The 12,161-nt window shown below is 64.4% G+C and carries 8 protein-coding genes and 1 pseudogene; 5 read left to right on the forward strand and 4 right to left on the reverse strand.

Annotated features, from left to right (window positions below):
- Both J2852_RS31015 and J2852_RS32190 read right to left on the reverse strand, forming a co-directional pair.
- Positions 1-794 (reverse strand): IS256 family transposase (locus J2852_RS31015; protein ID WP_209883110.1); only part of this gene is annotated, 794 nt, incomplete at its 3' end.
- A gap of 75 nt (positions 795-869) precedes the next feature.
- The gene (locus tag J2852_RS32190) at positions 870-992 is read right to left on the reverse strand and encodes a hypothetical protein (protein WP_281418502.1); all 123 of its coding nucleotides are present in this window, start codon (positions 990-992) and stop codon (positions 870-872) included.
- Between the two features lie 208 nt (positions 993-1,200).
- On the opposite strand from J2852_RS32190, the gene J2852_RS31020 reads away from it, so the two are divergent.
- The 3 genes from J2852_RS31020 to J2852_RS31025 all read left to right on the forward strand — a co-directional run bounded on the left by J2852_RS31020 (position 1,201) and on the right by J2852_RS31025 (position 5,841).
- Positions 1,201-2,019, forward strand: coding sequence for a hypothetical protein (locus tag J2852_RS31020; RefSeq protein WP_209883112.1), 819 nt, complete (start codon positions 1,201-1,203; stop codon positions 2,017-2,019).
- A complete protein-coding gene (locus tag J2852_RS32195; protein WP_281418503.1) occupies positions 2,019-2,144 on the forward strand; it encodes a hypothetical protein in 126 nt (41 codons plus the stop codon). The genes J2852_RS31020 and J2852_RS32195 overlap by 1 nt, the downstream gene beginning before the upstream one ends.
- Before the next feature lie 64 nt (positions 2,145-2,208).
- Positions 2,209-5,841, forward strand: a complete 3,633-nt coding sequence (locus J2852_RS31025) for a pentapeptide repeat-containing protein (protein ID WP_425514414.1) — start codon at positions 2,209-2,211, stop codon at positions 5,839-5,841.
- A 4-nt stretch (positions 5,842-5,845) separates the two neighbouring features.
- Here J2852_RS31025 and J2852_RS32295 read toward each other — a convergent pair whose 3' ends face one another.
- A complete protein-coding gene (locus tag J2852_RS32295) occupies positions 5,846-9,856 on the reverse strand; it encodes an Eco57I restriction-modification methylase domain-containing protein (RefSeq protein ID WP_209883116.1) in 4,011 nt (1,336 codons plus the stop codon).
- 867 nt (positions 9,857-10,723) lie between these two features.
- Here J2852_RS32295 and J2852_RS31035 point away from each other — a divergent pair.
- Positions 10,724-11,590: a hypothetical protein gene (locus J2852_RS31035; RefSeq protein ID WP_209883118.1), complete on the forward strand. Its 867-nt coding sequence runs from the start codon at positions 10,724-10,726 to the stop codon at positions 11,588-11,590.
- A gap of 93 nt (positions 11,591-11,683) precedes the next feature.
- Complete coding sequence (locus J2852_RS31040) at positions 11,684-12,115, forward strand: hypothetical protein (protein WP_209883120.1); 432 nt, start codon at positions 11,684-11,686, stop codon at positions 12,113-12,115.
- Here the strand turns inward: J2852_RS31040 and J2852_RS31045 are convergent.
- Positions 12,078-12,161, reverse strand: a pseudogene (locus J2852_RS31045) (IS5/IS1182 family transposase); the annotation flags it as partial. The gene J2852_RS31040 and the pseudogene J2852_RS31045 sit on opposite strands and share 38 nt — an antisense overlap.

Below are 12,161 nucleotides of genomic sequence, written 5' to 3' on the forward strand. Positions count from 1 at the left end.
GAGTTCCGGATCAGGTGAACGATGCAGGTCTGCACCTGGGCCTGCGGGAAGACGGCAGTGATCGCCTCGGGGAAGCCCTTCAGCCCATCGACGATGGCGATCAGCACGTCCTCGACCCCGCGGTTCTTCAGCTCGCTCATGACGCGCAGCCAGAACTTGGCGCCCTCGGTCTGCTCGATCCACAGCCCGAGGATCTCCTTGGTGCCGTCCGGTCGGACGCCGAGCGCGACGTGGACGGCCTTGTTGCGCACCGTGCCCTCGTCACGCACCTTGACGCGCAGAGCATCGAAGAAGACCAGTGGGTACACGGGCTCGAGCGGGCGCTCCTGCCATTCGGCGACTTCGTCGAGCACGGCATCGGTGACGGCGCTGACTAGGTCAGGCGACACCTCGATGCCGTACAGCTCGCGCAGATGCCCCTGGATCTCGCGCACGCTCATGCCGCGGGCGTACATCGAGACGATCTTCTCCTCGAAGCCGGGGAAGCGGCGCTGGTACTTGGCGATCAACTGCGGATCGAAGGTGCCGAGCCGGTCGCGAGGCACCTCGAGGGCAATCTTGCCGGTGTCGGTGAGCACCGTCTTGCGGCCATAGCCGTTCCGGCTGTTCGCCCGGCCGTCCGGTTCGCCGCCGTCCAGGTGGTGGTCGATCTCAGCGTTCAGCGCCCGCTCGGCGAGCGCCTTCTTCAACTCATCGAGCAGGCCGTCCTTGGCGAAGGCGCTCTTCGGGTCGGCCCCGGCGAGCAGTTGATCGAGCAGCTGGTCCGGGATGCTGGGGGCTTTGCGTCGTGCCATACGGGGCCTCCTTCGGTCCCTCGGTTATGGCCCGTACACGGAATTCCTGACAGTCCCCGTTCCACCGCGCCCGGCTTAACCGGCAACGGCTGGCGGGTCGCGCCGATGAGTCGCTTGAAGGGCCAGCCCGACCTCCAGTGCCTCGACGATGCGGGCATCGCTCCACGCCGCCCCGCCCGCGGCTTCGTCCGCCTTCACCAGGATCTGCGCGTGCTTGAGCTTACTTACGCACGTCGGCTTTGCCGCGGGCCAGCAACTGACGCAGGTGCTCGCGCTCCTCCGCCGTCAGCGTCACACGATGCTTTCTCATGGCCGCCCTCCCGTCGGTGCTTTCGCTTCCAACAGGACGGCGGCCTTCACATCACCGCTGAGCCGGCACTAGCTGAAGATCAGCGAAAATGGCCTGTTGGCCGATCTGGGCAGCAAGGTGCTGTTGGAACGGGAGAGCCTAATGAAGGGTTTCAGCCTCGCTGAATGCGACATTCATATCGACTTCGCAGCGCTCGACCAGAATTTTGTCGAGGTCGATGTCGAAAAGGTGAAGGGTGACAGTCGTCCACGCATCCGCGCGCTGAACGCCCAGCAGAAAAAGGCACTCGCCGAACTGCTTCGTGGATTGCCGCCGGAGAGCCGCATTCGTGAGATGACCGGACCCCTGTTCCGGTTGATCGGCTCGCTTCCTCCCGTGACCGATTCCGACATCCGTGGGCACGTGCAGCGAGTCCTCGAAACCATGCAGCTGGAGGAGATGGATGACTGCACTTCCCGGCCGCATGCCTTCGCAGAGCGCATCAGGGAGAAAATCCGTGCGCTGATGACTGGATTCGCGAAGGAGGGGTTCCAGCGGGGACTGCGCAGGAACAGGATTGTCCTGCAGCCGTCGTTCCGCCTTCCGCCGTCGATCTTCCCGGCGGAAACCGCCAATCCCTACGCCAACAGGCTTTATGAGGAGGAGAACCGGATCAACGGTTTGGAAGGCGATCTGATCCGCCTCGTCAGCAACTTGCCCAATCTCGTCTTCTGGCGCGGGAGTGGGGAGCGTGGACATGGCTTCCGCATCAACGGGGCGATCAATCATTGCCCGGACTTTATCCTGCTGCTGAAGTCCGGTGCGGTCGTGATGGTCGAGGCGAAGGGGACGATCGCGACAACACCGAGTCCGCCGAAAAACTTGATCTTGGCCGCACATGGGCCGGCAGGGTCGGGGCCGGATTTCAGCATGTGATGGCTTTCAAGAACAAGGAAATGGATGGCGCCATCTGGCTCGACGAGTTCGTGGAGAATCTGAAGAGCATGTTGGGGCGCGCGGCACAAAAGGCGCGAGCAGCTGTGGGGCTGTCTCGAATGTGAGTTGATGAACGGGCATCGCTGCGATATCGTGTTCATATCGTAGAATCCGTAGTGCGAGGCCGCGATGCCCCAAACCCGTCTGTCACCCATCGCTGTGCGTCGGACCGCAGCTCGCATGCGTGACGAACTTGGGGCGACCGACCGGGGGCGGTTGGATCGCGTGCTGGACATGGTGCAAGCGGACGGAACGCTGTCGCTCGCGGCGGTGCTCCAAGCGCTCTACCCGGATCAGCCACGCGACGGGGCGCTGACCGCGTTCCGGCAGTTGCGCGCCCGCATTCAAGAGGCTGCGACTTCGTTGGGTGTGGCGTTTGTGCTGGAGACTGACGGCGCTACGCGCACCCCGCCGGAACACCGCGTCTGCTGGTTCAGCGGCGATGACAGCGCGGTCGAGGCCTTGACGAATTTGGAAAAGGGCGAGGTGCGCGATGTCCGGCGCGGCCCCCAGGACGGCATGGAGGTGCGCGACGGCAAGCCGGTGATCCGCTACTTCGTCTCCTATGCTCATGATGACAAGACGTTGGCCTTCGATTTGCTGAACCGGCTGGACAAACTTCTCGCCCTGGCCCCCCATTGCGTGTTCGAGAGGTGGGACGACCGCCGTTTGGAGCCGGGGCAGCGGTGGCGGGACGAAATCCGCAAGGCGGTGGACCGCTGCCCGGTGGGGTTGCTGCTCGCCAGCCCGGCCTTCCTCGGCAGCGCCTTCATCACCAGGGAAGAATTGCCGCGCTACGTGCCGCGCACCCCTGACGAGGCAGTACCCGGCCGGCGGGCGATTCCCGTGGCGCTCAAGCGGTTGGATTTCACCGGCGCCATGGATTTGAAGGGGCTGGAGGAGGTCCAAGTCTTTCACGACGCCAAACGGCGCGACTACTCCCACTGCAAGGGCAACCAGCGCGACGACTTCGTCCATGCCCTCTACAAGCAGATGCTGAAGGCGGTGGTGGGCCTGTCCCCCACCGATCCGTCCTCCCCGATGCCGGGTAAGGGCCCTGACCGGGACAGCCTGATGCGCCGGATGATGGAGGAGCGGCTGACCGGGTGCCGCGTGTCGAACGACGGTTACAGCGGCTCGCTCGACAAGTTGGAGAAGAACCCTGGGGCGGAGGGTGGCGAGCGGCAGGATGCGCTGACCTTCCTGTTCGATTGGGCCACCGCTGAGAAGGAGCGGCCCTATTTTGCCCTGCTCGGCGATCTGGGACTCGGCAAGACGACCACCTGTATGGCCCTGACCGATGCCCTGCTCCGTGCGCGCGAAAATGCGGAAGCGGAAAAGCCGCCGCTGCCCATCTACCTCGATCTGCGGCTTCTGGGGGAGGTTGCCGGCAGCGACCTGTCGCTGGACTCCATCATCGAACGCGTGCTGAAGGGCATGTGGCGGGGGGGCCAGACCGAAGCCGGCCTGACGGCGGCGGAAGTCATCCGGTGGGTGCGAGAAGAACGTGCTGTCGTCATCTTCGACGGCCTCGACGAGGTGCTGGTCCATCTTTCCCCGGCCGCCGGCCAGTGCTTCACCCGCGAGCTGTTCCGCATCCTGCCACCCAATCTGGTGAAGGAACCGGGGGCGGGCCGCCTGCTGCTCTCCTGCCGCAGCCACTATTTCCGCACGCTGCGCGACCAGCAGACCCACCTGACGGCGGAGGGGCGGGACAATGTCGGTGCCGACCTCTACCGCACCTTCATCCTGCTGCCCTTCACCGAGGACCAGATCCGCGCCTATCTGGCCCAGACCCTTCCCGACCAGGAGCCCCAGCGGGTGCTGGACCTGATCCATTCCGTCCACAACCTGACGGAAATGGCCGAACGTCCTTATACGCTTAGCCTGCTGACCCAGCACATTGGCGTTATCGAACAATGGCGGGCGGAGGGGCGGAAGGTCACCGGTGTGGATCTCTACCGCCACATGGTGCTGTCCTGGCTGGAACGGGACACCGGCAAGCACCAGCTCACCCCCGATCACAAGCAGCTCCTGATGGAGCATTTCGCCGCTGCCCTCTGGCGCTCGGGCCGCAAGAGCTGGAAGATCGGCGAGATCGAGCAGGCGCTGATCGACCTGCTGCGCGAACGCCCCGACATTGCCGCCCACTACGAGAGCAAGGACCGCGAACTGCTGAAGGAGGATCTGCGCACCGCCACCTTTCTGGTGCGCGAAGGCGACGCCGACTTCCGCTTCGCCCACACCTCGCTCCAGGAATTCTTTCTGGCGAGCCACCTGTATCGCTCCCTGATGGAGAACCGCCCCACCGACTGGGACCTGCCGCGTCCCAGCCGCGAAACGCTCGACTTCCTGGGCCAGATGATGAGCGGAGGCGAAGACCCGACCCCGGCCCTTGCCACATTGCGCGCCATCCGTGACGGAGCCGGCATCGGCGCGGGCGGCGCGCGGATCGCCGAACTGGCGTTCGACTACACGCTGGTCGCCATCGCGAGCGGATATCAGGCACCTTCCCCCGCCGGCTTCCGCCTGAACGGCGCCGACCTGCGTGGCTGGGAGATCGCCGGGAAGCCGGACGCGCCGCCGCTGAACCTGACGCGCGTCAGCTTCCGTGGGGCACGATTGGAAGGCGCGGTGTTCCGGCGGGTCACCCTGGACAGCGCTGACTTCGCTAGCGCCATGTTGGACCGTGTGGAGTTCCTGGATGGCCGCGCCGCCGCCGGCCGCTTTACCGGCGCCAGCCTGATCGGCGCTCTGTTCCGCTCGATGACGCTGGACAACACCGACTTCGCCGATACGAAGCTGCGCTACACCAAATGGCTGCGCTGTCGGATGGCGAACGCGCAGCCACCGGCGACCGAGGCGCCGGCGGCCTTGTTTGCCCTGTGTGAGCCGGCGATGGGAGAGCAACCTCTGCCAGAACCGCTCCGCTTGGCGGTGCTGGGCGGGCATAACGGTTGGGTTGGTACCTGCGCGTGGTCGCCGGACGGCGGGCGCCTCGCCACGGCCGGCGGTGACGGGACGGTGCGGCTGTGGGACGCCGCCAGCGGCGAGGCGCTCAGCGTCCTGACCGGCCATGCGGGATGGGTCTATGCCTGCGCGTGGTCGCCGGACGGCGGGCGCCTCGCCACGGCCGGCGATGACGGGACGGTGCGGCTGTGGGACGCCGCCAGCGGCGAGGCGCTCAGCGTCCTGACCGGCCATGCGGGAGCGGTCAACGCCTGCGCGTGGTCGCCGGACGGCGGGCGCCTCGCCACGGCCGGCGATGACGGGACGGTGCGGCTGTGGGACGCCGCCAGCGGCGAGGCGCTCAGCGTCCTGACCGGCCATGTGGGAGCGGTCCATGCCTGCGCGTGGTCGCCGGACGGCGGGCGCCTCGCCACGGCCGGCGCTGACGGGACGGTGCGGCTGTGGGACGCCGCCAGCGGCGAGGCGCTCAGCGTCCTGACCGGTCACGCGGGATCGGTCTATGCCTGCGCGTGGTCGCCGGATGGCGGGCGCCTCGCCACGGCCGGCGCTGACGGGATGGTGCGGCTGTGGGACGCCGCCACGGGACGGCTGCTACGGGTTGTGTACAGCTTCCAGGACGACGGATGGGCAGTCATCGACCACACCACCAACCGGGTGATTGAAGCCGCTGGCGACGCGTGGCGCTATCTCGCCTGGGTCGAGGACACTCCCGACGGTCCGGTCCCTTACCCCGCCGAAACCTTCGGCCCGCTCCCGGCACCGCGCCGCCTGAAGACGGTCGCCGCCCCGTAATCCCCTACGCCAACGCCCCCTCCCGCGTCCGCAGCCGCCGCAGTTCGTCCTGCGGGTCGAGCGGCATGCGGGGAGGGGCGGTTTCCCACAACAGCCGGACATCGTCCGGCGTCAGGCCGTAGGCGGCGTTCACCACGTCCGAAAGCCGCCGCTCCAGCCGCAGCAACTCCGCCGTCGCGAGGCGGGCCGGGTCGAGGGTTGCGGCGTGCTCCACCTTGAGCCGCGCGACCTCGGCGGCGGACAGGCCGCGCCGCTTCGGCAAGGCCGCGCGCACCGCCGCGACGAAGCCCTCGGCATCAAGCGTATGCGGAGACACCAGCGCACGCCCCGGCTTGGCGAGGCCGAACTCCACGTGAAGCCAGTCGGTGATCAGGGCGTTCGCCTCGATCACCTTGCCCTTTTCCGTCGCGATTTCGGACAGGAATGCGCAGCTCTTTGAGCGCAAGGACGCTGGAAAAGGGTACCCTTCGAGGAAGCTGTTGAAGTAACGCAGAGCCTCGTCCTTGCCGTGTTGGGCGTTGCGCCACGCGTACCACCAACCGACCGGCGCGTTCAGCGCGGCGAGGACGGCGGGGTTGTCGGTGGGAATGAAATAACCGCTGTTGTTGGAGTAGAACCCTTTCCGATCGAGCGCGAACGATGGTCCCCAGGCGATGTCGCCGTAGACGATCTTCCCCCGCTCGAACAGGTCGTAGTAGGCGCAGGAGCGCAGTTCCCACCAGAACCGCCCGCAGTCCTGGCGGGCTCGCAAGGCGGGCTCAAATCCCTTCATGTGGGCGTGCAGGCTGGGATAGGTCCGGCGGAACCTGGCTTCCGCCTCCTCTTCGCTGGCGGCCTTTGCCCAGGGCCAGGGATGATCGCCGCTGGACTTCAGCAGGATCATGTGGAGGCCGCTGTCCGGCGCCACCCAGCGCTCCACGTCCTGGCCGCGCAGGTAAGGCTTGATGATGCCCGTGCAAGCGGGGTCATTGCCGATCAGGTGCTCTCGGGTCGGCGTGTCGATCAGGAAGGCCTCGTTCAGGCCGGTCTTGATCCCATTCAAAGGCTTCACGCCCGCATACTCCGCCAGCGGCACGCCATTGCGACGGATTTTGTCGAAAAGGGCCATAACGGCCGGCTGTTCCAATTTCCAGCTCTCGCGGGTGAAGCCGGCGCGGCGCAAGGGGTAGACGTTCCGCTCCACCGCTTCTCCCAGCCCCTTGGCCGGGACATCCTCGCGCGGAATGACGCAGACTTCGGTTTCCTCGGGCGGTGCCGTGCCATCCGGGCGGCGGACGATCAGGACGGAGGGGAAGACGTCCGCGTCGGGGAAGAAATGCTTGGCGTGGCCGAAGTCGGCGACGAACTCCACCCAGGCGGCCTCGGCGAACAGGCCGCGCAGGGCTTCACCGTAACCGGCCCTCAGCCACTTGTTGGTGACGACGTAGCCCATGCGCCCGCCCGGCCGCAGCAACCGCAAGCCCTGCTCATAAAAATAGACGTAGAGATCCGCCATACCGTCGAACGTCAGAAAGCCGTCCCGAGCCGCCAGCATCGGCAGGTCAGCGCTCACTTCGGCGCGCGGCTTCAGCGCCGGCTTGATCTCGCCGAGCATTTCCTGGCGCACATAGGGCGGATTGCCGATCACCACGTCGAACCCGCCGTCCGGCGTGTCGGCGGTCAGACCGGTCCAGATGTTGGGAAAAGCGATTTCCCAGTGCAGAAAGCGGTGCCGCTCGGCCAGCGTCCGGGCCTCGGCGACGAGGTCGTCGGCGAGCCGGCGCCGGCGCACATCGGCGCGGGCGGAGTTCGCCGCTGCATCCGGTGGTGCAATCCGCTCGTCGCCGAGCGCAATGCGCACCGGATCGCCGAAGGTCCCGTCCAGCATCAGCCGCCACGCGGCGGCGCGCTCGAAGGCTATGGCGTCGGCTTCGGCCTTGGCGATCTGCTTGGCTGATTTCTTCGCCTTGCGCAGAGCGGCAGCCGAGGGCGGCGCCTTCTTCGGCGCGTCGTCGAGCACACTCATGATCCGTTCCGCCGTCAGCAGCGAGAAGAAGGCGGCCACTGGCACCGTGTCCGCCTGTACCCCCTCGAAGGCGGCTTCGGACCGCTTCACCTCCGCCAGATCGCTGTCGTTGGAGTGCTCGACCTGTGCCATGCCGTCAGCGGCGTGCTCCACGCGCCGGATGGCGTCACCGCTGAAAAGCGCACCGCGCCGGCGCATTTCATCCAGCTTGGGGCGGGTCCAGGCGCCGACCACGCTGTCGCCCCAGCGCAGATGATGGTTCAGGAAGGACAGGGGCGCGCCGACCGTGAAGCTGTGCAACCACAACGCCACTTTTGCCAGCTCGACCGCCATGCGGTTCTTGTCCACGCCGTGAACGACGCGCTTCAGGATCATCCGGCGCACGATGTGGCGGTCGTCGAGGTGCCCGTCGCGCAGAGACCAGCCGTGCTTCCCGGCATTGTCTTCAATCCCCGTCCGCGTCCGGGCGATGTCGGCGGCCAGTGGCGAGACATAGCCGGCCCAGTCGGCGAGCACCGCCGCGTCCGCCATGGCGTCCAGAATACGGTCGGCCAGCCAATCGACCAGGCTGACGAGGAAGTGCCCCGACCCCATCGCCGGGTCACAGACCTTGAGGTCGAGCAGACGGCAGGCCGGGTCCAGCGCCCGCAGGGCTGACAGCCGTTGCTGCATCGGGCGCGGATCGTCGGCGAGTTGGCCAGCCGCCTCGTGGAACGCCTTCAACCGTTCCGCCGCAAGCGGACCAACGGTACGGTCAATGATCAGACGCACCAGCTCATCGGGCGTGTAGAAGGAGCCGGAGCCCTTGCGCGCCGACGGGTCCACCGCGACCTTGACCGCCCCATCCTCGGTCGCCCACAGGCCGTGTTCGAGCAGCCGCTCGTAAACCGACCCCAGGTGCTGCACGGACAGATCGCGGTAGTTGATGTAGGCTGGCCCGCCGTCTGGCGCCGCACCGTCTTCGTGCGACAGGCGGAAGATGACCTCGGCCATGACCGCGTCGGACAACTGCACGCGTTCCAGAATCGGCGCGCTTTCCGCCGCGAAGAGGCCGCCATTGTAGGGCGGGATGCCCAACTCGTCGTTGCCGGTGGCGATCGCGCCGAAGATGCCCCGGAAGCGCGACCACAGGGTGGCCATGGCGGACGGGTAACGCTGCCCTCCCGTATGCCGGGTCGCGATTTCGCCGCGCAACGGCTTCAGCGCGCAGTCGGAGTAGGGCGATTCCGTCACCGGCAACAGGTCGCGGTCTTCTGCGTAGAGCACGAACAGCAGCCGGTACAGCAGGACGAGCACACCGTTCTTGATCTCGTCCAGGTAGGCAGCGCCGAGACGTGGGTCGCGCTCTGGATCGGCCTTGGCAATGGCGTCGGCCAGAGTGGGAAAGACGTGGCCGAAGACCGTGTCCGACAGGCTGCCGGTGACCCGCTTGACCCAGAACTTTCCCTCCGCCAAGGCCGTTTGGTGAAAGCTCAGGCCAGCGGTTCCCGGCAGAAACGCGGCTCGCCGGAAGAACAGGATGAACAGCTTCAGGGCGTGGTTGCGTGCACCGTCATCGTCTGAATCGAACAGCAACTGATCGATGAAGTCCATTGGCTGCTCGCCCAGCACTTTGGCGAGATCAACCTCGAAGAAATTCTCCGATACGGAGGCGGCCCCCTGCCAGTACAGGCGCCATAACCGGCCATTTGTCAGGATGCCCCAGCGCAGGGCACCGCCGGCCAGATCTTCCACCCGCCGCAGGTAGCGCAGCATCTGGCTGGACGGCACACCCCGCTCGGCGCGGCTTCCCTTTTCCTCGCGGTCAAGTGGTCGTTCCCAGCGCTTCGATTCCACGACACAAAGACCGTGCCGATAGCGGTGGTGGTGGTGCAGACCGGCCGCCATCTCAAGGCTGGCGCGGTCACCAAACAGCAGCATGTCCGGCACGTCGCTGCGTCCCTTGGCCGAGAGGTTCTGCTGCAGCAGTGTGTCCGACCAGCCGAGGATGCCCAGGATCGGTCGGATCACCTCCGCTTCGGTCTCCGACTCCGTGGGCTTGCGAAATTTGGGGACGGTCGCGAGAACGCTTTCCAGCCGATTGCGGACATCATCCAACTCGCTGTCCGACAGGCCTGTCCAGGCTTCGGTTCCTACAATTCCTTCCGCGAGAAAGCGTTTCGTCAGCAAACCGCCGCGAATCATACGGTGCCCTCCCCAATAATTTTGGCGAGGTCTTATGAGTGGCTCTACTGGGAAAAGCAAGATGAAACGAATGTTCGTCATAAGCATTGAAGATATGTTGCGTTATGCATTCATATGCATGCATTTTCTTATCTTAGCTTTCAGTTGATCTGCAACGCGATTCTGTCCGAACTCAATAGTTTTTGGCGCTTGAAGAGAGCCAGTCGGATGCTCTATCCTGGTTTATCCCTTTGTTTAATCTTATGAAGGGAGAATAAATCCTATAATAACTGGATTGTACAAATATGAGGCTTGCTGCTGGCTTGGAAATCTAAGTCATCATGTGCGCTAGACTTTACAATTTCTGGCGGAGAAGGGGAGTGTACGGCTGGCTTTTGCATGCGTACGTGTGGAAAAATACCTGAAAAGATCTTAAGTTACAATGCTCAGTCCAAGGGCGCCTAACAGAAACGATGGATTTCAAACAAAGGATACGATGATGTCAGCCGATGAGGTTTTGGGTGGCCATGAATGCAATGGCGTAACGGGGGATCGACTGACCACGGTGGAGGGGGTATCCATACGGTCAATGCATGCAGCTGCATGAACACGATTACAGAAACAAGGATATTGACTCTTAAAGATTGCATTTCTTAAAAAATCACTTCGTGAAGAGAATAATTCTTATGAACACAATCAATCAGGAATCTCATCATGGTCGTCGATCTTTATCCTGACAACGAGTCCCGCCTTCAGCGCGCCCTGCAGTTGAGCAACGACTGCGAGAACCTATTTGCCGAGGCGGATCGTCAGAAGGCTGCCATCGACAAAAGCCTCGCCGACCTCAAGGCGTCTTTTGATAAGATTCGCGCCCATGCACCAGTGCCCTTTCCGAACCAAAAGGTCGAGATTGGCCGAGGCTGGGTATGGGAGCTACCGGTTCCTGTTGCCGGCATTCTGACGGGCATTGCTGCCCATAAGGCGCTCACCGTGCTGTGGGTGCGCTTCATGCTTTCGAGGGGCTTCATCGCTGACGCGGTCGCGGCCCGAATGTTTGGCTTGCCAAGCTGGTGGCGATTCGGGCAGTTCCTCGGCGGGGTTGTCGCGTCCGTCGCTGCGGCGTTCCTGGTGCAGTTGGGCATTGATGCTGTGGAGGGGGCTGTCCGGCGCGCCAAACTGCGGGAGGCCATTGGGAACCTGGTCACACCACGCTTCGTGTTGAAGCGGGCGGTGATGATCAATCAAGAGATCGAGACGGCGTTGAGCGGTTTCGCCATGATCGCCAGCATTCAGGCTGGAAAGATAACGGAAATCCATAACGTCGATGACCTGCGCTCCATTGAGGCCCTCCTTAAGGCGTTGGCGTCGAGCTACGAAAAGCAGGCCCAAGATCGGATCAACAAGGTCACCGACGACTTGGTCGTCGCGGAACTCAAAAAGCTTGATGCTTCCCGTGGTTCCTGGACCAACGAGGACGGCCAGCCTGATACCACGAAGACAGTACTCGACATCACCGCTGTTATGGAGATGGCCTTTTTCGAGCTCGAATCCGAAGGCGAACCAGCCACGGCCTTGGCCTGATCCAACCGCAGCCCACGGCCCGCAACCCGCAGCGCCTGCCGGCACTCTGCGGGTTGCCCATCGGCCGATTTTAGAAGTCGAGGAGCCCATCGGATGGCTATCTTCAAGACGATTGTCTACCCCGACAACGAACAGCGGGCGTTGCGTGTTTATGAGTTGAGCAACGACTGCATCGGCCTTTTCCAGAAGATCGCGACACAGAAAGAGCAGGTCGAACGGGCGCTGGCGGACGTGGTCGCCGCCAGCACGGCGACCTACGGTAAAGTCGCCGCAGCGCCGCTTCCAAAGAGCCTGACGACGCTCGACGAGAGCTGGCAAGCGCAGGCTCCCTTATTCGCCGGCACGCTGCTGGTCCGAAAGTCGGTGCAGTTCGGCCTGGAGATCGCCGCGAAGTCCTGGGCCGTCCAGCAGGGCCGTATCGCCGGTTCGGTGGTCGGCGGCCTGATCCAACTGCCCAGGTGGTTGGTTCTGTCCGAGTTTAGAGCGCCTAACAAAACCATTTCTGGACGAAGCGCCAGCAGATGAGGCTGGCGGCGATGTGATGGAAGGCGGAGAAGATGTCGGCGCGCCG

It is taken from the genome of Azospirillum soli (assembly GCF_017876165.1).
Taxonomy (GTDB): Bacteria; Pseudomonadota; Alphaproteobacteria; order Azospirillales; family Azospirillaceae; genus Azospirillum; species Azospirillum soli.

Excerpts from the sequence above, each read along its gene's own strand:
- J2852_RS32195 (WP_281418503.1), top strand. The coding sequence starts at position 2,019 with ATGGCTTTCAAGAACAAGGAAATGGATGGCGCCATCTGGCTCGACGAG.
- J2852_RS31025 (WP_425514414.1), top strand. The coding sequence starts at position 2,209 with ATGCCCCAAACCCGTCTGTCACCCATCGCTGTGCGTCGGACCGCAGCT.
- J2852_RS31035 (WP_209883118.1), top strand. The coding sequence starts at position 10,724 with ATGGTCGTCGATCTTTATCCTGACAACGAGTCCCGCCTTCAGCGCGCC.
- J2852_RS31040 (WP_209883120.1), top strand. The coding sequence starts at position 11,684 with ATGGCTATCTTCAAGACGATTGTCTACCCCGACAACGAACAGCGGGCG.